This window comes from Burkholderia sp. Ed8 (assembly GCF_040761425.1).
Taxonomy (GTDB): domain Bacteria; phylum Pseudomonadota; class Gammaproteobacteria; order Burkholderiales; family Burkholderiaceae; genus Burkholderia; species Burkholderia seminalis.
In genome coordinates this window covers 3,078,758-3,100,302 of sequence record NZ_CP142886.1, presented here as the reverse complement: position 1 = coordinate 3,100,302, position 21,545 = coordinate 3,078,758, and the positions used below count along the sequence as shown (strand labels likewise).

Below are 21,545 nucleotides of genomic sequence, written 5' to 3'. Positions count from 1 at the left end.
GAGAACACAATGAACAACAATCTGTTGCCGCGTTTCATCCCGCGTGCACTTGCCGCGGGTTGTCTGCTTGCCGTGGCGAGCGTGTCCCAGGGTGCCGGCGTCTATGCGCCCTTCGTCGACGTGACGCTCTATCCGACGCCGCTCGTCGATCAGATCGGCGTCCGGCAAGGCATCCAGCAATTCACGCTCGCGTTCGTGGTCGCGGGCAACGGCTGCGTGCCGTCGTGGGGCGGCGTGCAGCCGATCGGCAACGGCGCGAGCGGCGGCCTCCTGACCGCGCTGTCGACGTCGATCGCGAGCTACCGCGCGAAAGGCGGCGAAGTCGCCGTCTCGTTCGGCGGTGCGAACGGCACGCCGCTGATGCAGGCGTGCTCGACGGTCCCCGCGCTGAAGGCGGCCTACCAGACCGTGATCGACACGTACGGCCTCACGCATATCGATTTCGACATCGAAGGCGCGTCGCAGCAGGACACGGCCGCGGCCGCGCGCAACTTCCAGGCCGTCGCGCAACTGCAGTCCGACTACGCGGCGAAGGGCAAACCGCTGCACGTCACGCTGACGCTGCCGACGATGCCGACCGGACTCACGCAGGACGGCCTGAACGTCGTCAACGCGGCGCTCGCGAATCGGGCCGCGTTTGATGCGGTCAACGTGATGGCGATGGATTACGGCCCCGCGAACATCGACATGGGCGCCGCCGCGATCAGCGCCGCGCAGGCGCTGTACGCGCAGCTCGACACGGCGTTCAAGTCGGCCGGCCAACCAAAAACCCATGCGCAGCTCTGGCAGATGGTCGGCGTCACGCCGATGATCGGCGTGAACGACGTGCAGGGTGAAACCTTCACGCTCGCGAATGCGCAAAGCGTGGTGAACGCGGCGATCGGCAACGGCTACGGTTTCTTCGGCAACTGGTCGGTCGGCCGCGATCAGGCGTGCCCGTCCGGCGGCACGTACGCGTCGCCGACCTGCTCGGGCGTCGCGCAGCAGCCGTACGCGTTCGCGACGATCTTCAGGCAGATCGACGGCAAGTGGGGCGCGGGCGTCACGCAGGATCCGAACTACGGCGGCGGCTCGGACGGCGGCACGCCGCAGCCCGGCGCGCCCTGGGCGGCCGGCCAGGTCTATACGGCCGGCGCGACGGTCACCTACCAGGGCACGACGTACCAGGCGCAGTGGTGGACCCAGGGCGACGTGCCCGGCCAGGCGGCCGTATGGAAGCCGGTCGGCGGCGGCTCGCCGGTGTGGTCGGCGACGACCGCCTACCCGGGCGGCACCTGCGTGATGTACCAGGGCGCGAAGTACTGCGCGAAATGGTGGACACAGGGCGACAACCCGAGTGCGGGCGGCGTGTGGGTGAAGTCGTGATGAAGTCGTGATGCCGCGACGCGCGGCGGGCCGTTTCCGGCGCAGCAGGATCGTGCGCCGGCGGGCGGCCCTACCCGCGCGCGTGCTCGGCCAGCAGCCGCGCCTTCGCGTCGACGAGCAGCGCCGCGTGCGCGTCGCGCTGCTGGCGGATCCGTTCGGTCGGCCCGACGACCGACAGCCCGTACCAGTCGCCGTCGAGCGTCAGCGCGACCGCGATCGCCGACAGCTCGGGCGCGCTCTCGCCGAAGTTCTCAGCCCAGCCGAGTTCGCGAAACCGCGCGGTCTGCGCGACGAGCGCCGGCAGGTCGGCCACCGTCGCGTCGGTAAAACGTTCGAACGGCAGTTGCATGCCGAGCGCCTGCTGCGCGTCGCCGGCGAGTTCCGCGAAGATCGCCTTGCCGATCGAGTTCGCATGCAGCGGGCGCAGCTCGCCCGGCTGGCGCGTATAGCGGATCGCCTGCTCCGACTCGACGACGTCGAGATACGTGACCGACACGCCCTGGATCTTGCCGAGCACGGCTGTCTCGCGGCTCGCGTCGCGCAGCGCGACGAGGTGCGGGTGCACGATGTCGACGACGGGATCGGTCGCGTCGATCGCGGCGGCGATCGTCTGCAGGCGCCGCGTCGGGTAGTAGCCGCCGCGCTTGCGCACTTCGTACAGATAGCCGCGGCTCACGAGCGTGCGCGCCAGCGCGAGGCAGCTCGACGGCGGCACATCGAGCAGGCGCGCGAGTTCGGCGAGCGGCAGTGGCCGCCGTTCGGCGGCGAACAGCTCGAACAGGTCGAGCGTGCGGGCAACGAGTTTGACGTCCATGACGAGCGCTTGAATCGAAACGGGAAACCGCGCGCCGGGCGAGCCGCCGCGCGTCAGTACGACTTCGGCAGCCCGAGCACCTTCTCCGCGATGTAACACAGGATCAGTTGCGGACTCACGGGCGCGAGCCTCGGAATCATACACTCGCGCAGGTAGCGCTCGACATGGTATTCCTTCGCGTAACCCATCCCGCCGAGCGTCGCGACCGCCGTCTGGCACGCCTGGAACGCCGCTTCCGCGCCGAGGTATTTCGCCGCGTTCGCCTCCGCGCCGCACGACTGCCCCGCGTCGTAGCGCGCCGCGGCCTTCATCACCATCAGCCACGCGGCCTCGAGCTGCATCCACGCCTGCGCGAGCGGATGCTGGATCGACTGGTTCTGCCCGATCGGCCGACCGAACACGACGCGCTCGCACGCATACTGCGTCGCGCGGCGCAGCGCGGCCTGCCCGAGCCCGATCGCCTCCGCCGCGATCAGGATCCGTTCGGGATTCAGCCCGTGCAGCAGGTAGCGGAAGCCGTCGCCTTCGTTGCCGATCAGGTCGTCGCGCGACACGCGCAGGTTGTCGATGAACAGCATGTTCGAATCGACGGCCTTGCGGCCCATCTTCTCGATCTCGCGTACCTCGACATGCGAACGGTCGAGGTCGGTGTAGAACAGGCTCAGCCCGTCGGTCGGCTTCGCGACCTGGTCGAGCGGCGTCGTGCGCGCGATGATCAGCATCTTGTTCGCGACCTGCGCGGTCGAGATCCAGATCTTGCGCCCGCTGAGCACGTAGTGGTCGCCGTCGCGGCGCGCCTGCGTGCTCAGGTGCGTGGTGTCGAGGCCCGCGTCGGGCTCCGTCACCGCGAAGCACGCCTTGTCGCGCCCGGCGATCAGTGGCGGCAGGAAGCGCGCCTTCTGCGCGTCGTTGCCGAACACCTGCACGGGATTCAGCCCGAAGATGTTCATGTGCACGGCCGACGCGCCGGACAGGCCGGCGCCCGATGCGCTGATCGTGCGCATCATCAGCGCGGCCTCGGTCATCCCGAGACCGGCGCCGCCGTGGGCCGGGTCCATCGCGATGCCGAGCCAGCCGGCTTCGGCGAGCGCCGCGTGAAAGTCGGCCGGAAAGCCGCCCGCGCGATCGCGTTCGAGCCAGTAGTCGTCGCCGAAGCGCTCGCAGATTTTCTCGATCGCGCTTTCGATCGCGCGCTGGTCGTCGGTCAGGTCGAACTGCATGGACTGCTCTCCCGGGAAACGTGAACGGCCCGGCCGTTCATAGCGGAAACACGCCCGTCGCGACTGCGGCGAACACCATCAGCACGGTGGCGGCGAACAGGAACGGAATCGTGAATTTCTGGTGCTCGGCGAGCTCGACGCCGGTCAGGCCGACGATCAGGAACGTCGCGGGCGTCAGCGGGCTCACCGGAAAGCCGGTCGTCATCTGGCCGAGCAGCGCGGCCTGCGCCATCTGGATCGGCGGCACGCCGAGCAGCTTGCCGCTCTCCGCGAGCACCGGCAGCACGCCGAAGTAGAACGAATCGGGATCGAACAACAGGCTGAGCGGCATCGACAGCAGCCCGAGTACGAACGGCATGTGGCGCGCATGCTCGACCGGCACGTGCGCGACGACGACCTCGGCCATCGCCTTCAGCATGCCGGTGCCGGACATGATGCCGGTGAATGCGCCGGCCGCGAGCAGCACGCTCGCCATCATCAGCGCGGCCTTCGCGTGCGCGTCGATCCGCTCGCGCTGCGCCTGCACGTCCGGGTAGTTGATCACGAGCGCGGCGACCGTGCCGAGCATGAACAACACCATCGGGTCGACGATGCCCGACACCAGCGTGACGAGCACGACGAGCGTCAGTACGACGTTGATCCCGAAGCGGCCCGGCCGGCGCAACGCGCGTTCGGCGTCGGTCAGCTCGCGCGGCGCGATCGCCAGCGACGCGGCGCCGGCGCGGTCGAGCCCGAGCCGTTTCGCCTCGCGCACGCCGAGCACGTAAGCGGTGCCGAACACGAACGCGAGCCCGACGATCTGCACCGGAATCATTGGCGTGAAGATCGCCGAGCCGGGGATGTGCAGCGCCGCCGAGGCGCGCAGCATCGGCCCGACCCACGGCAGGAAATTGACGCCGGCCGCCATCGACGCGACGCACGCGAGAATCCGCCGGTCCATCCCGAGGCGCGTGTAGAGCGGCATCATCGCCGGCAGCGTGACGAGAAACGTGACGGCGCCCGAGCCGTCGAGGTGGATCAGCAGCGCGAGCAGCGCCGAGCCCATCACGATGCGCGGCGGATGGCAGCCGATCAAGCGCAGTACGCCGGCGATGATCGGGTCGAGCATCCCCGCATCGGTGAGGATTCCGAAAAATAGAATCGCAAAAACGAACATCCCGGCGATCGGGCCGATGTTCTGTACGCCGTGCACGACGAACTTGCCGGTCGTCAATCCGAAGCCGGCCGCGAGCGACGCGGCCACCGGCACGACGATCAGCGCGACAAGCGGCGACAGCCGCTTCGTGATGATCAGGCCGAACAGCGCGACGATGGCGATCGCGCCGATCCATGCAAGCATGATGCGTCTCCTCTTCAGCCGGTACGGCGTCTTCCGTGCGCAAGCCGGCGTGATGTCCGAATGAGGGTGTGCCGGCCCGCGCGGCCGGCGGCCGCGATGCCGGTCAGTCCCTGCGGTCGTCGTGGTGGCCGTCGCGGTCCGCAAACACCTGCGCCGCGTGCTCGTTCAGCGCGGGCGGCGGTCGACGGTACGTCGCCGGCGTACGGCCGAGCTTGATCGGCGAGGCGATGCCGCGATGCCGGCCCAGCGTCACCTTCATCTCCCGATGCGCGACATGCGGATGATCGAGCGCCGCATCGAGTCCGAGCACCGGCGCGCACGGCACGCCGCGGCGCATCAGCTGCTCGGCGAGCGCCGCGCCGTCATGTCCGGCCAGCGCCGTTTCGAGCAGCGCACGCAGTGCGGCGCGGTGCGCGCTGCGCGCGCGGTTGTCCGCGAAACGCGGATCGTCGAGCCAGCCGCGCGTGCCGAGCACGTCGCACAACGCGGCGAACTGCCCGTTGTTGCCGACCGCCAGGAAAATGTCGACGCTCGCCGTCGGAAAGCTGTCGTACGGCGTGATGTTCGGATGCGCGTTGCCGGTACGTACGGGTGCGTTGCCCGAATGAAAGAAGTTCGGCGTATGCGGATGCAGGATCGACAGCGCGCAGTCGAACAGCGTCGATTCGACGAACTGGCCGCGGCCGCTCGCATCGCGCTCGCGCAGCGCCATCAGCACGCCGAGCGCCGCGTTCAGACCCGTGACGAGATCGACGATCGGCACGCCGACGCGCAGCGGTGCGCCGCCCGCCTCGCCATTGACGCTCATCAGCCCCGCGAGCGCCTGGACGGCCGCGTCGTAGCCGGGCAGCCCGCCCAGCGGCCCGTCCGCGCCGAACCCCGACACGCGGCAATGGACGAGGCGCGGAAACCGCGCATGCAGCGCGTCGAAGCCGAGCCCCCAGCGCTCCATCGTGCCGATCTTGAAGTTCTCGACGATGGCGTCCGCGTGTTCGAGCAGGCCCAGCAGCCGCTCGCGGTCGGCCGGCTGCGTCAGGTCGAGCGCAACGCCGAGCTTGTTGCGGTTCACGCCGAGGAAATACGATGCGGTGTCGCCGTCGAACGGCGGCCCCCAAGTACGTGTCTCGTCGCCAGACGGCGGCTCGACCTTGATCACCTCCGCGCCATGGTCGGCGAGGATCTGCGTCGCGTACGGGCCGCCCAGCACCCGCGACAGGTCGATGATGCGCAATCCCGCCAGCGCGCCCTGCTGCTCGTGTTCCGCCATGCGTCCCGCTCCTGGTTCCGGTTGATCGGACTGTCGGCACCGGCGGGCCAATGCCTGCGGCGCGCCCGTCGGACTCGACAAATAATTCTTGTGCGTGAATTTATATTCACACTCAGGAATTTCATTGTCAAGCCCGGATACACCCGGCGTGCCGCGCGGATAACGTGGTCGAGCGCAAGTGGGGACGACACCGAATGCGGGCCGGTTGCGAGGCCGGCCCGCCCTTCGTTAAGCTGGCGGAAACGTTCATCCCGAAAATAGTCAGGCGAAGCATTCATGAAACGGATATGGCTGGCGGCCTTCATGCTGGCGTCGACGCTCGGCGCCGCGCGCGCGCAAACCCAAACTTTCCATTTCGGCGAAGGACAGACGCGCATGCCCGCCGCGGCACCGCAGGCCGCCGCGCCCACGGCCCGGCACGCGCCGTCGCCGCATCACCGGCGCGCCGTTCACAAACGTCGCCACTCGCGCCACGCGAAGCCGACGCGCAACGGCATCTATACGCACGCGTAACGCGGCGCCCGGCGCCATGCACGGAACTGTCACGAACGGGGGGTAACGTCCACGCGGCAGCTTGTACGCCGTCGCGCCCCGTTGCCGGACAACCCGCCGCCGCCGCGCACTTCCCCACGATTCAGTACCTGCTTTGCCGAACATGAGCACCCGGCCGGATACCCTCGCCGTCACCAAGGAACGCGCCACCATCGTGTGCCGTCAGCGCGGCAGCGTGCTGCTGGTCGCCCGCACGGCATCGCGCTGGTCGCTGCCGGGCGGCACGATCCGGCGCGGCGAGACGCCGCTCGAAGCCGCGCGGCGGGAGCTTGCCGAGGAAACGCGGCTGGAAGGGCTCGCGCTCGACTACGCGGTGCAGTTCGGCGGGCTGACGAAGCTCCATCACGTGTTCGTGGCCGAGGTGCCGGCGCACCTGACGCCGCGCGCGAGCAACGAGATCGCCCGCTGCAAGTGGTTCGCCGCCGACCGGCTCGACACGCTCCATGCAAGCGTGCCGACGCGCAAGATCATCGAGCTGCTGCGTCTCGACTGTTTTTCGGCGATCGTCAACGGCCCGCTTCGTTGAGGGCCGTGCTGCGCACGCCGGTCACGCGCGCAGGAACGGCCCGGCCTTGCGCTCGAGCAGCGCGACGAGTTCGGGCTGCATGAAAGCGTAGCGGTCGGGAATCTCGAGGCAGACGATCTGCTTGCCCTTCAGATGCGCACCGAACAGCGTGGACAGCCTTGCCTTGTGCGCGCGCTCCATCACGAACACGATGTCGGCCCAGTCGAGCTGCTCGGCGGACAGGCGGGTGTCGGCATCGGGCGCGAGGCCCGCGGAGTCGGTTTCGATGCCCGGCCATGCGGCGAACATCGTTTCGGCCGTCGGGCTGCGCAGCCGGTTGCGGCTGCAGATGAACAGTGCCCGTGTCATGTCGCTTCGCGCTTCGCCGCGGGCGGCCCGCTTACCCTTGCGGAATGGTGTCCGGCCGCACGTATGCGAGCATGTGCGGCACGTAGTCGGCCTTGCCGAGATCGACACCGTGATGACGCAGGATCGCGTACGCGGCGATCGCGTGGAAGTAGAACTGCGGCAGCGCCCAGTCGCGCGCGTATTGTTCGCCCGTCATGTCGAACGCGATCCCGTTCGGCAGTTCGAGCGCGATCGGCCGCGCGGCGCCCCCATCGAGCGCATCTGGCGCGAGTTCGCCGAGAAATGCGAGCGTGCCGGCGATGATCGACTGCGCGTCGCCCGGCGAACCCGGCTGCGCATCCGCGTTCCATCCCGCTTCACGCAACGACAGCAACGCAGCCGGCAACGCTTCGCCGCGCAGCCGGTAGACGGGTTCCATCGCCTGGAAACACGAGAAGCGCACCTGGGCGGCGAGCGGGTACATGTCGGGCGCGAGCTTCAACGTCGTCACCGCGTCGGGTTCGATCCCCGCGGCCTGCCGGTGCGCGACGGCCTTGTCGAGCCATGCGGACTGCGCGCGCAGCATCTGGGTGAAGGTCGGAACGAGAAGTTGGGTCGGTGACACGCGTGCGCTCCTGTATTGTGGTTTGCGTCACGATAGCAGCGTCGGCGCAACCCTGCATCCTGGACAGGCGCGATGCGCGCGCACCGCTGCGCATCGGCGGACGATTCATACACCACGTGTGCGCGCTTCGGTTCCATCTGCGCATACGCGGCAACGCGTGCCTGTCGACATGCAGCCTTACGGCTTGCCCTGCCGCGCCAGGAACCGGTCGAGCTGCGACGCAAACGCCTTGCCGTCGCGCGCGCTGAACGGCGCCGGCCCGCCCGTGTCGATGCCCGCGCTGCGCAACTGGTCCATCATCGCGCGCGTCGACAGGCGCTCCTCGATGTTCTCGCGGCTGAACCAGTTGCCGCGCGGGTCGAGCGCATGCGCGCCCTTGTCGAGGACGGCCGCGGCCAGCGGGATGTCGGCCGTGATCACGAGGTCGCCGGCTTCCGCCAGCTCGACGATGCGCGCATCGGCCACGTCGAAGCCGGCCGGCACCTGGACGGCCTTGATGAACGGCGACGGCGGTGTGCGCAGGAACTGGTTCGCGACCAGCGTCACGCTGATTTCGGCACGACGCGCGGCGCGAAACAGCATGTCCTTGATGACGGCGGGACACGCGTCGGCATCGACCAGTACTTGCATGGCGGGGTTTTCCGGTAAGCATGAGCAGAAGCGGCGATCATAGCGCACCGCCGGCCGGCCCTCGGCGCGCGAGATCCGTGCGAAGCGCGTCGGCCGTCAGCCACTGCGCGCCCCAGGCGGCGGCGAGCCGCGCGCCCTGCCCGATCCGCACGGCCGCATCGTCGAAGTCGACGAACACGACGTGGTCGGCCGACGCGGGTTTCGGCGGCGTTTCGCGCGTGCGTCCGTCGGACAGCACCCACAGCCAGCGCTGCTTGCCGGGCTCGCGCCGTGCGTCTCGCGCGAGCAACTGCGCGGCCGCGGCGATGCCGTCCGCGAGCGGCGTGCCGCCGCCGCCGTCGACCGGTTCGAGCCAGCGTGCGTTCCACCAGCGCGGGACGGCCGGGCCGAAACGCCGGGCGGCGCCTTGACCGCCGAAGCAGATCAGCGCGGTTTCGACCCGATCGCGCGCGGCCCGATCGAAATACGCGACGATCAGGCCCTTCGCGAGCGCGAGCCGGTCGTTCGACAGCATCGACGCCGAACAGTCGAGCACGAAGCAATGCAGTGCATGCGGCGTCCCTGCGCGTTTCCGGAACCGCACATGTTCGTGAAGCAGCGGGCCGCCGCGTTTCGCGGCGAGCGTCGCCGGCCACGCAACGGTCGTGCCCGCGCGGGCCGTGCCCGGTACGTGCGCGGCTGCGCCTGACTGCCATCGAGGACCGCGAACGGCGTTCGCGGCGGCGCGGGCTCGATGGCTCAGCGTTTTTTAGCGGCAGCGGCACCACGCCTTTCACTTCGCGCAGGCCGGCCGGCTCGGGCGGCAGATAACCCCAGTCGCTCTGCGCGGCGGATGCCTCGCCTCGCGTCTCGTCCTGCCGGTTGTCGTCCCGCTGGCGCGCATCCGGCGGGGAACGTTCGTCGTGTTCGCCGCCGTGTTGCGACGACCCGTGCGACGGCGGCGTATCCGCATGGCGCCGGTGCCGCAGCACCGCTTGCGCCACACGCTCGACATGCGACACCGTCACCGCGTCGGCCTGCTCCAGCGCAGCCAGCGCGCGCGCGGCGCGCAGCATCACGAGGTCGGCGCGCAACCCGTCGACGGCCGCGTCGATGCACAGCGCGCTGACGCGCGCATGGACTGCATCGTCGAAATCGAGCGTCGCCAGCCGCGCGCGCGCCGCATGGATTCGGTCGCCGAGTTCACGCTGGACGGGCGCATGACGTGCACGAAATGCGTCCGGGTCGAGATCGAACGCGAGTCGCGCCTTCACGATCCGTTCGCGCTGCGCGGCGTCGAAACAGTTCTCCAGTTCGACCATCAACCCGAAGCGGTCGAGCAGTTGCGGGCGCAGTTCCCCCTCCTCCGGATTCATCGTGCCGACCAGCACGAAGCGCGCGTCGTGCGCGTGCGACACGCCGTCGCGCTCCACGATGTTCACGCCGCTCGCGGCGACGTCCAGCAACGTATCGACGAGCCCGTCGGCGAGCAGGTTCACTTCGTCGACATACAGCACGCCGAGGTGCGCGCGTGCGAGCAGGCCCGGCCGGAAGCGCACGCCGTTTCCGGCCAGCGCATGCGCGAGATCGAGCGTGCCCGTCACCTGCTCGTCGCTCGCCGACAGCGGCAGCGTGACGAACTGCCCTTCCGGCAGCAGTTCCGCGAGGCCGCGTGCGGCGGTCGATTTCGCGGTGCCGCGCGGGCCGCTCACGAGCACGCCGCCGAGCGACGGGTCGATCGCGGCGAGCAGCAGCGCCTGCTGCAGCGCGTCCTGCGCGACGAGCGCCGCAAACGGAAAGACCGCGCGGGCGCGGTGCGTCGTCGGATCGGTCATCGCCGCCCCCCTTCCTGAAGTTGTTCGCTCGCGAGCCAGACCGCTTCGATCCGCTCGCGATAGTCGCCCGGCTGCTGCCACAGGCCGCGCTGCATCGCCTCGACGAAGCGTTCGCAGATGCCGTGCAGCGCCTTCGGGTTGTGCCGTTCGAGAAATGCACGGGTGGCGTCGTCGAACAGGTACGCGTCGGCGACGAGCGCGTACTGGTGGTCGGACAGCACGCGCGCGGTCGCGTCATAACCGTACAGGTAGTCGACGGTCGCGGCCATCTCGGCCGCGCCCTTGTAGCCGTGACGCTTCACGCCGTCGAGCCATTTTGGGTTGACGACGCGCGAGCGGATCACGCGCGCGATTTCCTCGCGCAGCGTGCGCATCGTCGGCGCGACCGGGTTCGCATGGTCGCCGTGGTAGATGCTCGGCTGCTGCCCGGACAAGTGCCGCACGGCCGCCGTCATCCCGCCCTGGAACTGGTAGTAGTCGTTCGAATCGAGGATGTCGTGCTCGCGGCTGTCCTGGTTCTGCACGACGACGTCGATCGTCGCGAGCCGCTCGCCGAAGACGTCGGCCGCCGCGTCGCCGGCACTGTTCTGCGCATACGCGTGGCCGCCCCACTGGCGATACGCATCGGCGAGATCGGCGTCGGTCTGCCAGCGGCGCTGGTCGATCAGGTCCTGCAGGCCCGCGCCGTAGCTGCCCGGCCGTGCGCCGAACACGCGCCAGCCGGCGCGGCGCCGCGCTTCGTCGGGCGTCACCCCTTGCGCGATCCATTTCGCGCGCTCGCGCTCGACGCGCGCGCGGATCGGGTTCAGTTCCTCGGGCTCGTCGAGCGCGGCGACGGCCTGCACGGCCGCGTCGAACAGGTGCATCAGGTTCGGGAACGCGTCGCGGAAGAAGCCGGACACGCGCAGCGTCACGTCGATGCGCGGCCGGTCGAAGATCTCGATCGGCAGGATCTCGAAGTCGGTCACGCGATGGCTGCCGTGCGCCCATTTCGGCCGGACGCCGAGCAGCGCGAATGCCTGCGCGATGTCGTCGCCGCCCGTGCGCATCGTCGCCGTGCCCCATACCGACAGGCCGATCGCGCGCGGATAGTCGCCGTGATCCTGCAGATGGCGCTCGATCAGTTGCTGCGCGGATTTCAGGCCGAGCGACCACGCGGCCTGCGTCGGCACCGCGCGCGTGTCGACCGAGTAGAAGTTGCGGCCGGTGGGCAGCACGTCGGGGCGGCCGCGCGACGGCGAACCGCTCGGCCCCGGCGGCACGAAACGGCCGTCGAGCCCGCGCAGCAGCTGGCGCATTTCCTCGCCGCCGCACGCGTCGAGCGCGGGCAGCAGCGTCGCGCGAACGCGCCCGAGCACCGCGAGCGTGTGGGGCCATTCGCCGGGCGGCGTCGCGTCGGCACCCGTGTTTCCGCCGTCGGCCGCGCACAGCTCGTCCAGCCATTGTTGCGCGAGCCATTCGAGGCGCTCGCGCGTATCGCCCGCGTGGCGCCACGGCGATGCGTCGAGCGCCTGCAGGATCGCCGGGCGCGGGCCGACCCACGGCGCGGCCCAGTCCGCCGACAGCGGATCGAAGTCGTCGCCGAGCGCGAGATCGCGCGCCAGCGCGCCGATCAGCCCCGCCCGCGCGCCCTTGCCATCGCCGACCGGAAAACGCGCGAGCGCGAGCAGCGTGTCGCGGCGCTGGCGAGCGGCCGGCGATGCGCCGAACACGTGCAGCCCGTCGCGAATCTGCGCTTCCTTCAGTTCGCACAGCCACGCGTCGACGCGCGTGAGCAGCGCATCCTCGTCGCCCGCATCGCGCGGCGGCGACACGCTCAGCTCGTCGTGCAGGCGATGCTCGGCGATCGTCGCGAGGATCGTCTTGCGCAGCAGCTTCGCGCGCCGCGCGTCGACCATCAGCGCTTCGTAGTATTCGTCGACCTGCCGCTCGAGATCCTGCAGCGGCCCGTAGTTTTCCGCGCGCGTGAGCGGCGGCATCAAGTGATCGATAATCACGGCCTGCGCGCGGCGCTTCGCCTGGCTGCCCTCGCCCGGATCGTTGACGATGAACGGATAGAGATGCGGCAACGGCCCGAGCGTCAGGTCGGGCCAGCACGCGTCGGACAGCGCGACGCTCTTGCCCGGCAGCCATTCGAGGTTGCCGTGCTTGCCGAGGTGGATGACCGCGTCGATGCGATACGCATCGCGCAGCCAGAAATAGAACGCGAGATACGCGTGCGGCGGCACGAGATCCGCATCGTGATAGCTCGCGTAGTCGTTCTCGCCGCGCGAACGCGACGGCTGGATGCCGACGAACACGTTGCCGGCGCGCCAGCCGGCGATCGTGAAACGTCCATGGCGCAGCGTCGGGTCGGCTTCGGGCGGCCCCCAGCGCTGGTTCAGCGCGTCGCGCACGGCGGCCGGCAGCCGCGCGAAGCGCGCGATGTAGTCGGCCAGCGGGAAGCTCTGGAACGCGGGTCGCAATGCATGCACGGCCGCGTCGTTGGTCACGCCTTCGGTGAGGCGCGCGATCAGCGCGTCTCCATCGGGCGGCAGGTCGGCCAGCGTGTAGCCCGCGTCGCGCAGCGCCGCGAGCACGCGCAGCGCGGATGCCGGCGTGTCGAGCCCCACGCCGTTGCCGATCCGCCCTTCGCTTTGCGGATAGTTCGCGAGAATCAGCGCAATGCGCTTGTCGGCGTTGTCGAGCGTGCGCAGCCGGCACCAGCCGCGCGCGAGCGCCGCGACGAACGCGATCCGCTCGGCGTCCGGCTGATAGCGCACGACGTCGACCTCGGTATGCGGGCAGCGATACGCGAGCCCCTTGAAGCTCACCGCACGCGTGACGATGCGCCCGTCGACTTCGGGCAGCGCGATATGCATCGCGATGTCGCGCGCATGCAGGCCCTGGTTGTCGGCCACCCATGCGTCGCGGTTGCCGCCGGACAGGATCACCTGCAGCACCGGTGCGTCGCCGGCGAGCACGTCGTGTTCGGGGCTGTCGATCGCGCCGGCCGCGAACGCGGTCGTGTTCAATACGAGCGCGACGCCGTGCGTGTCGCAAAGTTGCGTGATGACTTCGCGGCTCACTGCATCCTTCAGCGACGTCACCGCGATCGGCAACGGATTCAGCCCCTCGGCGATCAGTGCGTCGGCCAGCGCGTCGAACACGGCCGTGTTCGCGGCCTGCCAGTGCGCGCGATAGAACAGGATCGCGACGACGGGCGCGCCGGGCGTCCAGCGCGGCCGCCAGTCGTCGACGCTCGCGCGGTCGCGCGCCGGGTGATACAGCGCGGCGGCCGGCAGCGGGCGCGGCGGCTCGGGTTCGGCGCCGAAACCGAGCGTATGGAACGCGATGCTGCGCAGCAGCGCGTCGGCATTGTGCACGCCGCCCTCGCGCAGATAGCGCCACCACAGCCGGCACAGCGCCGGCGTGACGGTGCTCTTCGCGACGAGGTTCGGATCTTCCTGCAGGTCGCCCGAGAACATCGCGAGCTGCTGCCCGCGCTTCGACGCGAGCGACACGGCCTGCTCGATCCCGTACGGCCAGTACGCTTCGCCGCCGAGATGATCGATCACGACCGTCTTCGCATGACGCAGCACGTCGTCGACGTAGAAATCGACGGACGCCGGCTGCCGCAGGAACGTGACGTTCGCGAGCCGCACGCTCGGGAACCCGGCCGGCAACCGCGGCACGACGCTCGCGAGCAGCGACAGCGTCGTGTCGGCCGAACTCAGGATCACGATGTCGGCCGGCTGCTGGTCGATCCGGACGACGCCCTGCGTATCGTCGACGAAGCCGCCCGGCGTGGTGCGCAGCAGATGCATCGTGCGTTACGCCTGTTGCGGCTCGGCCGCGCACGCGGCGTCGAACGCGCGTTGCAGCGCGGCCGCGTCGAGATCCTCGCCGATCAGCACGAAGCGGCTCGCGCGCGTTTCGCCGTCCCGCCAGCGTCGGTCGAAATAGCTGTCGAAGCGGCGGCCGACGCCCTGGATCACGAGCCGCATCGGCGCGCCGGGCAGCGCGGCGAAACCTTTCGCGCGGTAGATCGTGTGCGCTTCGACCACGCGCTGCAGCGCGGCGATCGTCGCCTCGCGCGTGCCGGCGTCGCCGGACACGACCACCGAGTCGAAATCGTCGTGATGGTGATCGTGATCGCCGTCGTCGGCCGAGCCGTGATGATCGTGACGCAGGTGGATCGTTTTTTCCGATGCCGATTCGAGGCCGAGCAGCATCGCGAGATCGAGCTCGCCGCGCGTCGCGCGCACGATCTTCACCTGCGGCGGGATCTCGTCGCGGATCGCGGTTTCGATCCGGGCGAATTCCGCGTCGCCGACCAGATCGGCCTTGTTCACGATCACCAGATCGGCCGACGACAGCTGATCGGCGAACAGTTCGTGCAGCGGCGATTCGTGGTCGAGGTTCGGATCGGCGCGGCGCTGCGCGTCGACGGCCTGCGGGTTTTCCGCGAACTGGCCGCTCGCGGCCGCCGGCGCGTCGACCACGGTCACGACCGCGTCGACCGTGAAGCTGTTGCGGATCGTCGGCCAGTTGAACGCCTGCACGAGCGGCTTCGGCAGCGCGAGGCCCGATGTCTCGATCAGCACGTGGTCGATGTCCGCGCGCCGTTCGACGAGCGCCTCCATCACCGGGTAGAACTCTTCCTGCACGGTGCAGCACAGGCAGCCGTTCGCGAGTTCGTACAGCTGGCCCGACGCTTCGCCCTGCGCGCCGTCGGCGTCCTCGCAGCCGATGCCGCAGCCCTTGAGGATCTCGCCGTCGATGCCGAGCTCGCCGAATTCGTTGACGATCACCGCGATGCGGCGGCCCGCGGCGTGCTGCAGGATGTGGCGCATCAGCGTCGTCTTGCCGCTGCCGAGAAAGCCCGTGACGATCGTGACGGGAAGCTTGCGTAGGGTCATGGTAGGTCCGGTGTCGAAGAGGGAATCAGGACGGGATCGTCGCGTTGGCGGCGGCGAGGCCATTCATCGGGCGACGCGCAGGCAGACCGCCGCGCGATCCGCGCGAACAACCGCGCGACGGGCGGAACAACGAATCGGACATGGTGCTTCCTTGCGAACGGTCGACATCGTGAATGCCAACACGGCTGCCGCCGGCCCTGCCCGCGCCGCCTGCCGTTCGCCGTCCCGGCCCGGCGCGTTCGCGCGGGGGGCAGATCGGCGGAGGAAGCGGAACACCCCGGGCGTCGGGCCTGCTGCGGCCGTGGACGATGCGCCGCCTCCCCGCGGCGCTGAACCCCAACGTTTAGGCCGGTATCCGGGCTGGCGAACACGCCGCTTCGCCTTCCCGGATGCGCGCGGCATCCAGTGGCGGTCGTCCGCCTGCACGCGGCAGGCGGCGAAGCGGCGCTGCATCGCGCTCGCGCGCGACACGTTCGCTTACCGTTGCGGGGGCAGCACAGGTTGGCTCGACTGCGGTGCAGGCAGGCTCCCTGTTTCCCGTTTAACTGCGCGCGCCGGAGCGGCACGCGCGAGCACCAAAACGCGTGCGAGTGTAGGCGGCGGGGCCGGGAGCGTCAAGGCGGCACGGGGCGCCGGACTGCGTTGCGCACCGCCGGCGCACCGTGCCGGAGGCCGGCCGTGGCCGGTTCGCGCGGGCGAACCGCTGTGCTATCGTATGCGCCGCGTTCGGTGCTCGCATGCGCATTCCGCGCATGCAGTTAAACGGGAAACAGGAGGCGGACGACCGCCCGGCCTGTGCTGTCCCCGCAACGGTACGCCGCCCGCGCGCCGCGCTCCCCGCGCACGCGCCCAGGCCGCCCGCGATGCCACTGCCCTTCACCGGGCGGGAAGGCTGCGGCCTGGCAAGCGGCCAGCCCGGATACCGGCCGACGCAAGGGGCGAGCCCGATGCTCGCCGAACGCCCGATCCGCGGGGGACGGATGGGGTGCGCATTCCGCCCGCGTCCGCGCGGGCTTCGTCCGATCCGTCATGCACTGCCTGCCCGCCGGCCGCCGATGTGCCGCCCGCCTGTTCCTTTCCACTGTTTCGACACGGTGCGTGCCGTGCCGCGTGCGATGAGCCGCGCGTGGCTCATCGGCGCCGGCCCCGGCGACGCCGACCTGCTGACGCTCAAGGCCGTGCGTGCGATCGGCGCGGCCGACGTGCTGCTCGTCGACGATCTCGTGAATCCCGACGTGCTGCGCCATGCACGCGCCGACGCGCAGGTCGAGCACGTCGGCAAGCGCGGCGGCCATGCGTCGACGCCGCAGGAAGCGATCGTCGCCGCGATGCTCGCGCACTTGCGGGCGGGCCGCAGCGTCGCGCGGCTCAAGGGCGGCGATCCGTTCGTGTTCGGCCGCGGCGGCGAGGAACTGGCCGCGCTGGGCGCGGCGGGTTTTGCGGTCGAGATCGTGAACGGCATCACCGCAGGCATTGCCGCGCCGGCCGCGCTCGGCATCCCGGTCACGCAGCGCGGCGCCGCGCAGGGCGTGATCTTCGTCACGGGCCACGGCGCGGGCGCCGACGAGCCCGACTGGCACGCGCTGGCGGCCACGCGCATGACGATCGTGATCTACATGGGCATTCGCCGGCTCGACGCGATCACCGCCGCGCTGCACGGCGGCGGCCTGCCCGGCGATACGCCGTGCGCGGCGATCGAGCATGCGACCCGCCCCGAGCAGCGGCAGGTCCTCGCGACGCTCGACACGCTCGTCGAACGCGTCGGCGCAACCGGCATCGGTTCACCGGCCATCGTCGTGATCGGCCGCGTCGCGGCGCTTGCCGACGATCCGGCCGTGCGTGCGGCGCTCGGCGGCCGCGCATGATGCGCGTCGCGCTCGGCATCGGTTTTCGCGCGGGCGTCACGGCCGCGCAGCTCGATGCCGCGATACGGGCGGCGCTGGCGCGTTACCCGGCCGCCGAACCGGCGCTCGTCGCGACGCTCGCCGACAAGGCGTGTGCGCGGGCGCTGCGCGTGCTGTGCGCGCGCCGCGGCTGGCCGCTCGTCGCGTTCGACGCGGCGCAGCTGGCGAGCCGTCCCGAACTGGCCGCGAGCGGCCCGTCGGACGCCGCGCTGGCGCGCTTCGGGGTGGCGGGCGTGGCCGAACCCTGCGCGCAGCTCGCGGCGCCGCATGGCCGGCTGCTGGGCCCCAAATCCATCCGGGACGGCGTGACGGTTGCCCTCGCCGGCCCGCTCTGAACCCTTTGTTTCGCTTTCGACAGGACGATTTCCGATGAAGACCGATGCCGAATCCCATCAGCGGATGACCGAACGCCGCCGCGCCGGCCACGAGAAGAAGCAGGCCGCCGCCACCCTGGAAAAGGGCCTGCTGATCGTCAATACCGGCAACGGCAAGGGCAAGAGCACGGCCGCGTTCGGCATGGCCGTGCGCGTGCTCGGCCACGGCATGCGGCTCGGTGTCGTGCAGTTCATCAAGGGCGCGCTGCATACGTCCGAGCGCGACTTTCTCGGCGCGGTCGCGGAGTGCGATTTCGTGACGATGGGCGACGGCTATACGTGGAACACGCAGAACCGCGACGCCGATATCGCGACCGCGCGCAAGGGCTGGGACGAGGCGCGCCGGATGATCGAGAGCGGCGACTACCGGATGGTGATCCTCGACGAGCTGAACACCGTGCTGAAGTATGAATACCTGCCGCTCGACGAAGTGCTCGCGACGCTCGCCGCACGTCCCGCTTCGGTGCACGTCGTCGTGACGGGGCGGCACGCGCCCGATGCGCTGATCGACGCGGCCGATCTCGTCACCGAAATGCGGCTCGTCAAGCACCCGTACAAGGAGCAAGGCGTGAAGGCGCAGCGCGGCGTGGAGTTCTGAGCGTGCCGGCCTGCCCCGCGCTGTTCGTCAGCGCACCCGCATCGGGCCAGGGCAAGACGTCGGTGACGGCCGGTCTTGCACGGCTGCACCGCCGGCTGGGCCGCCGCGTGCGCGTGTTCAAGACCGGGCCCGACTTTCTCGATCCGATGCTGCTCGAGCGCGCGAGCGGCGCGCCCGTGCATGCGCTCGATCTCGGGATGGTCGGCGAAACCGGCTGCCGCGCGCTGCTCGCCGATGCCGCGCGCGACGCGGATCTGATCCTGATCGAAGGCGTGATGGGGCTGTTCGACGGCACGCCGAGCAGCGCCGATCTCGCGGCCGCGTTCGGCGTCCCGGTCGTCGCGGTGATTTCGGCGAAGGCGATGGCGCAGACATTCGCGGCGATCGCGTTCGGGCTCGCCCGGTTCAGGCCGACACTGCCGTTTCACGGCGTGCTGGCAAACCGCGTCGGCTCCGCGCGGCATGCGGAACTGCTGCAACAGGCGCTGCCCGGCGACCTCCGCTGGCTCGGACACGTGCCGGCCGATGCGGGCATCACGCTGCCGGAGCGGCATCTCGGCCTGCATCAACCGGCCGACATCGACGATCTCGATGCGCGGCTCGAGCGCGCGGCCGACGTGCTCGCGCGGACGGCGCTCGCCGAATTGCCGCCGGCCGTCGCGTTCGCGGCACCGGACGCCGCGGCGCCGCTGCCGCGCGTGCTTGCGGGCAAGCGGATCGCCGTCGCACGCGATGCGGCGTTCTCGTTCATCTATCCGGCGAACCTCGCGCTGCTGGATGCGCTCGGTGCGGCGGTGCGGTTCTTCTCGCCACTCGCCGACGAACCGGTGCCCGACGATTGCGACGCGCTGTTCCTGCCGGGCGGTTATCCGGAACTGCATGCGGCGACGCTCGCGGCGAATGCCGGGACCGCGCGGACGATTCGCACGCACGCGGCGGCCGGCCGGCCGATCGTCGCGGAATGCGGAGGGATGGTGTACCTGTGCGAATCGCTGACCGACGTGGACGGCGTGACGACGCCGATGCTGGGCGTGTTGCCGGGTCATGCGACGATGCAGCGCCGGTTCGCGGCGCTCGGCATGCAGCAACTCGAGACGCGCAACGGGCCGATGCGCGGCCATACGTTCCACTATTCGCGGTTCGCGACGCCGCTGGTGCCGGTCGCGAGCGCCGCGCGCCCCGACGGCGCGCCGGGCAGCGGCGAAGCCGTCTACCGCAGCGGCGCGATCGTCGCGACGTACATGCACATGTATTGGCCGTCGAATCCGGAGATGGCGGCGGCCCTGTTCGGCGGCACGGCATTCTGACGGAACAGCCTGCGTGCGTGCCGCGACGTCAGGGCTTTTCGCGCCCCGGCGCCTCCGAGCGCGACGTCCGGATCACGGTGCCGTCGGGCGAGAAATGCGCGTTGAACATCGCATCGCCCGATACGCCGCCCTCGGCCCAGTGCCAGCTCCACACCTCTTCATGGCTCAACGCGTATTGCGCGACTTCGGTCGGTTTGCCGAGCAGTTGCCGCACGTCGTCCTTCGACATGCCGGGCACGACCTTCGCGATGTTGGCCGCGGTCAGCGCCTGCGTGATCGACACGAGCCGGCCGTCCGGCCCGAAATCGAGCATGTAGGTACGCGTGCCGTACGGGCCGCGCGGATACTCGAAGCGCTGCGAGCCATCGTCGCCCTGCCTGACCATCTCGGGCTTGCCCGCCTGGCGGAGCACGTCCTCGGTCGTCGAGACACCCGGCTGCAGTTTGCCGAACGCGAGCGGGTCGGGCTTGATCGAATTCACCGCGTCCGCCACCTTCTGGTCGTCACACCCGGCCGCCAGAACGCCCACCGCACAGGCCGTCAGCACGGTCAGAAGCTGTTTTCGCATGTCATTCACACCTGTATTCATCGAGCCGATCCGGCGTCGCGCGCAGCGTAGCACGCGACCTGTCCCGCCGATGTCAAGGAGCGTCAAATCCGAGCACATCCGTCGCGGCCGGAAAAGCTCATGCGAGCCCGGCAACGACGACGTTCGCGAAACCGCGTCACACCAGAAACGCCTCGGCCAGCTTGACCCAGTACGACGCGCCGGTCGGCAGCGCCGCGTCGTTGAAGTCGTAGCCCGGGTTGTGCACCATGCAGCCGCCCTCCCCGTCGCCGTTGCCGATGATCAGGTAGCAGCCCGGCCGCTTTTCGAGCAGGAACGCGAAATCCTCGCTGCCGGTGAGCGGCACCATCCCGTCGATCAGGTTTGCATCGCCGACCCACTCGCGCGCCACGCCCCGCGCGAACGCCGTCATTTCCGCGTCGTTGACGAGCACCGGGTAGCGGCGCTGGTAGTCGATCGTCGCGGTCGCGCCGAACACGGCGGCCTGCGCGTGGACGACTTCCTTGATGCGCGTTTCGAGCAGGTCGCGCACGTCGGGCTTCAGCGCGCGCACCGACAGGCGCATCTGCGCGCGATCGGGAATCACGTTCGGCGCGTCGCCCGCGTGGATCGCGCCGACCGTGACGATCGCCATGTCGAGCGGCGATACGTTGCGCGACACGATCGTCTGCAGCGCCAGCACGATCTGCGCGCACACGACGACGGGATCGATCGCCTTGTGCGGCACCGCGCCGTGGCCGCCGCGGCCCTGCACGTCGATGACGACGGTATCCGACGACGCCATGAACGGCCCCGGCAGGAAACCGAATTGGCCGGTGGGGAAGCCCGGCATGTTGTGCATCGCGAAGATCGCATCGCACGGGAACTGCTCGAACAGCCCTTCGTCGAGCATCATCTTCGCGCCGCCGAGCCCTTCCTCGGCCGGCTGGAAAATCAGGTTCAGCGTGCCCGAGAAACGGCGCTCGCGGGCGAGATGCTTCGCGGCCGCGAGCAGCATCGCCGTGTGGCCGTCGTGGCCGCACGCATGCATCTTGCCGGCGATCGTGCTCTGGTACGGCAGCCCGGTCGCCTCGTGGATCGGCAGCGCGTCCATGTCGGCACGCAGGCCGAGGCGCCGCGCGCCATCGCCCACCTTCAACTGCCCGACGACGCCGGTTCCGCCGAGCCCGCGATGCACCGTATAACCCCACGACTGCAACTGCTCCGCGACGAGGTCGCTCGTCGCGAATTCCTCGAAACCCAGTTCGGGGTGGGCATGAATGCGGTGCCGGATCTGGATCATTTCGTCGGCCAGGCCTGCGGGGATCACGCTGTGCGTCACGGTGTCGTCTCCTGAAGTACGGTGCGGAACATGCAGGCAACGATAGTCGATTCGACGGCAACCGGACAGACGGAAAGTCGTCGCGGTGGCAAC

General features: G+C 70.0%; 19 protein-coding genes, 1 pseudogene and 2 riboswitches. Of the genes and pseudogenes, 7 read left to right on the top strand and 13 right to left on the bottom strand.

From position 1 onward, the window contains the following. Positions 1–9 precede the first annotated feature (9 nt). On the top strand, positions 10–1,365 hold the full coding sequence (locus VXM69_RS28115) for a chitinase (RefSeq protein WP_367189582.1): 1,356 nt from the start codon (positions 10–12) through the stop codon (positions 1,363–1,365). Between the two features lie 70 nt (positions 1,366–1,435). On the opposite strand, the gene VXM69_RS28110 is transcribed toward VXM69_RS28115, so the two are convergent. The 4 genes from VXM69_RS28110 to VXM69_RS28095 all read right to left on the bottom strand — a co-directional run bounded on the left by VXM69_RS28110 (position 1,436) and on the right by VXM69_RS28095 (position 6,005). After that, entirely contained in the window at positions 1,436–2,179 is a 744-nt protein-coding gene (locus VXM69_RS28110) for an IclR family transcriptional regulator (RefSeq protein ID WP_367189581.1), read from the bottom strand. 53 nt (positions 2,180–2,232) lie between these two features. Further along, positions 2,233–3,399 (bottom strand): acyl-CoA dehydrogenase family protein, encoded by a 1,167-nt coding sequence (locus tag VXM69_RS28105; RefSeq protein WP_059557707.1) that lies wholly within the window; start codon positions 3,397–3,399, stop codon positions 2,233–2,235. Between the two features lie 37 nt (positions 3,400–3,436). Beyond that, on the bottom strand, positions 3,437–4,738 hold the full coding sequence (locus tag VXM69_RS28100; protein WP_367189580.1) for a CitMHS family transporter: 1,302 nt from the start codon (positions 4,736–4,738) through the stop codon (positions 3,437–3,439). A gap of 103 nt (positions 4,739–4,841) precedes the next feature. Next, positions 4,842–6,005: a CaiB/BaiF CoA-transferase family protein gene (locus VXM69_RS28095; protein WP_124607944.1), complete on the bottom strand. Its 1,164-nt coding sequence runs from the start codon at positions 6,003–6,005 to the stop codon at positions 4,842–4,844. A 276-nt stretch (positions 6,006–6,281) separates the two neighbouring features. On the opposite strand from VXM69_RS28095, the gene VXM69_RS28090 reads away from it, so the two are divergent. Next, positions 6,282–6,518 carry a hypothetical protein gene (locus VXM69_RS28090; RefSeq protein WP_367189579.1) on the top strand — a complete coding sequence of 79 codons (237 nt, stop codon included), beginning with the start codon at positions 6,282–6,284 and terminating at the stop codon, positions 6,516–6,518. Between the two features lie 142 nt (positions 6,519–6,660). Next, the gene (locus VXM69_RS28085; RefSeq protein WP_367189578.1) at positions 6,661–7,083 is read left to right on the top strand and encodes an NUDIX hydrolase; all 423 of its coding nucleotides are present in this window, start codon (positions 6,661–6,663) and stop codon (positions 7,081–7,083) included. Between the two features lie 21 nt (positions 7,084–7,104). Here the strand turns inward: VXM69_RS28085 and VXM69_RS28080 are convergent, their stop codons facing one another. The 7 genes and pseudogenes from VXM69_RS28080 to cobW form a co-directional block, all read right to left on the bottom strand. Beyond that, the gene (locus VXM69_RS28080) at positions 7,105–7,431 is read right to left on the bottom strand and encodes a low molecular weight protein tyrosine phosphatase family protein (RefSeq protein ID WP_049028296.1); all 327 of its coding nucleotides are present in this window, start codon (positions 7,429–7,431) and stop codon (positions 7,105–7,107) included. Between the two features lie 31 nt (positions 7,432–7,462). Next, positions 7,463–8,035 carry a DUF1993 family protein gene (locus tag VXM69_RS28075; RefSeq protein ID WP_034186904.1) on the bottom strand — a complete coding sequence of 191 codons (573 nt, stop codon included), beginning with the start codon at positions 8,033–8,035 and terminating at the stop codon, positions 7,463–7,465. Between the two features lie 177 nt (positions 8,036–8,212). Then, entirely contained in the window at positions 8,213–8,665 is a 453-nt protein-coding gene (locus tag VXM69_RS28070; RefSeq protein WP_049028295.1) for a YaiI/YqxD family protein, read from the bottom strand. A gap of 37 nt (positions 8,666–8,702) precedes the next feature. Next, entirely contained in the window at positions 8,703–9,263 is a 561-nt protein-coding gene (locus VXM69_RS28065; RefSeq protein WP_200087617.1) for a VWA domain-containing protein, read from the bottom strand. A 148-nt stretch (positions 9,264–9,411) separates the two neighbouring features. After that, positions 9,412–10,479 (bottom strand): annotated as a pseudogene (locus tag VXM69_RS28060) (ATP-binding protein); the annotation flags it as partial. Further along, entirely contained in the window at positions 10,476–14,285 is a 3,810-nt protein-coding gene (gene cobN, locus VXM69_RS28055) for a cobaltochelatase subunit CobN (protein WP_367189577.1), read from the bottom strand. The pseudogene VXM69_RS28060 and the gene cobN, both read right to left, overlap by 4 nt. A gap of 6 nt (positions 14,286–14,291) precedes the next feature. Then, the gene (gene cobW, locus VXM69_RS28050) at positions 14,292–15,380 is read right to left on the bottom strand and encodes a cobalamin biosynthesis protein CobW (protein WP_367189576.1); all 1,089 of its coding nucleotides are present in this window, start codon (positions 15,378–15,380) and stop codon (positions 14,292–14,294) included. A gap of 328 nt (positions 15,381–15,708) precedes the next feature. Then, a riboswitch (cobalamin riboswitch) is annotated at positions 15,709–15,975 on the bottom strand. Between the two features lie 115 nt (positions 15,976–16,090). Next, positions 16,091–16,326, top strand: a riboswitch (cobalamin riboswitch). Positions 16,327–16,495: 169 nt separating this feature from the next. Here cobW and cobA point away from each other — a divergent pair. From cobA to VXM69_RS28030, 4 genes are read left to right on the top strand one after another with little or no spacing between them, the layout of a single operon-like run. Beyond that, entirely contained in the window at positions 16,496–17,245 is a 750-nt protein-coding gene (gene cobA / locus VXM69_RS28045) for a uroporphyrinogen-III C-methyltransferase (protein ID WP_367189575.1), read from the top strand. Beyond that, positions 17,242–17,619 (top strand): cobalamin biosynthesis protein, encoded by a 378-nt coding sequence (locus VXM69_RS28040; RefSeq protein ID WP_034186910.1) that lies wholly within the window; start codon positions 17,242–17,244, stop codon positions 17,617–17,619. The genes cobA and VXM69_RS28040 overlap by 4 nt, the downstream gene beginning before the upstream one ends. Positions 17,620–17,653: 34 nt before the next feature. After that, the gene (cobO, locus tag VXM69_RS28035; RefSeq protein ID WP_034186911.1) at positions 17,654–18,256 is read left to right on the top strand and encodes a cob(I)yrinic acid a,c-diamide adenosyltransferase; all 603 of its coding nucleotides are present in this window, start codon (positions 17,654–17,656) and stop codon (positions 18,254–18,256) included. Between the two features lie 2 nt (positions 18,257–18,258). Beyond that, the gene (locus VXM69_RS28030) at positions 18,259–19,563 is read left to right on the top strand and encodes a cobyrinate a,c-diamide synthase (RefSeq protein WP_049031069.1); all 1,305 of its coding nucleotides are present in this window, start codon (positions 18,259–18,261) and stop codon (positions 19,561–19,563) included. A 28-nt stretch (positions 19,564–19,591) separates the two neighbouring features. Here VXM69_RS28030 and bamE read toward each other — a convergent pair whose 3' ends face one another. Continuing rightward, complete coding sequence (gene bamE / locus VXM69_RS28025; protein WP_034186913.1) at positions 19,592–20,131, bottom strand: outer membrane protein assembly factor BamE; 540 nt, start codon at positions 20,129–20,131, stop codon at positions 19,592–19,594. A 157-nt stretch (positions 20,132–20,288) separates the two neighbouring features. Further along, the gene (locus VXM69_RS28020; RefSeq protein WP_059557725.1) at positions 20,289–21,452 is read right to left on the bottom strand and encodes a M20 aminoacylase family protein; all 1,164 of its coding nucleotides are present in this window, start codon (positions 21,450–21,452) and stop codon (positions 20,289–20,291) included. Positions 21,453–21,545 lie beyond the last annotated feature (93 nt).

Excerpts from the sequence above, each read along its gene's own strand:
- VXM69_RS28115 (WP_367189582.1), top strand. The coding sequence starts at position 10 with ATGAACAACAATCTGTTGCCGCGTTTCATCCCGCGTGCACTTGCCGCG.
- VXM69_RS28110 (WP_367189581.1), bottom strand. The coding sequence starts at position 2,179 with ATGGACGTCAAACTCGTTGCCCGCACGCTCGACCTGTTCGAGCTGTTC.
- VXM69_RS28105 (WP_059557707.1), bottom strand. The coding sequence starts at position 3,399 with ATGCAGTTCGACCTGACCGACGACCAGCGCGCGATCGAAAGCGCGATC.
- VXM69_RS28100 (WP_367189580.1), bottom strand. The coding sequence starts at position 4,738 with ATGCTTGCATGGATCGGCGCGATCGCCATCGTCGCGCTGTTCGGCCTG.
- VXM69_RS28095 (WP_124607944.1), bottom strand. The coding sequence starts at position 6,005 with ATGGCGGAACACGAGCAGCAGGGCGCGCTGGCGGGATTGCGCATCATC.
- VXM69_RS28090 (WP_367189579.1), top strand. The coding sequence starts at position 6,282 with ATGAAACGGATATGGCTGGCGGCCTTCATGCTGGCGTCGACGCTCGGC.
- VXM69_RS28085 (WP_367189578.1), top strand. The coding sequence starts at position 6,661 with ATGAGCACCCGGCCGGATACCCTCGCCGTCACCAAGGAACGCGCCACC.
- VXM69_RS28080 (WP_049028296.1), bottom strand. The coding sequence starts at position 7,431 with ATGACACGGGCACTGTTCATCTGCAGCCGCAACCGGCTGCGCAGCCCG.
- VXM69_RS28070 (WP_049028295.1), bottom strand. The coding sequence starts at position 8,665 with ATGCAAGTACTGGTCGATGCCGACGCGTGTCCCGCCGTCATCAAGGAC.
- cobN (WP_367189577.1), bottom strand. The coding sequence starts at position 14,285 with ATGCATCTGCTGCGCACCACGCCGGGCGGCTTCGTCGACGATACGCAG.
- cobW (WP_367189576.1), bottom strand. The coding sequence starts at position 15,380 with ATGACCCTACGCAAGCTTCCCGTCACGATCGTCACGGGCTTTCTCGGC.
- cobA (WP_367189575.1), top strand. The coding sequence starts at position 16,496 with ATGAGCCGCGCGTGGCTCATCGGCGCCGGCCCCGGCGACGCCGACCTG.
- VXM69_RS28040 (WP_034186910.1), top strand. The coding sequence starts at position 17,242 with ATGATGCGCGTCGCGCTCGGCATCGGTTTTCGCGCGGGCGTCACGGCC.
- cobO (WP_034186911.1), top strand. The coding sequence starts at position 17,654 with ATGAAGACCGATGCCGAATCCCATCAGCGGATGACCGAACGCCGCCGC.
- bamE (WP_034186913.1), bottom strand. The coding sequence starts at position 20,131 with ATGCGAAAACAGCTTCTGACCGTGCTGACGGCCTGTGCGGTGGGCGTT.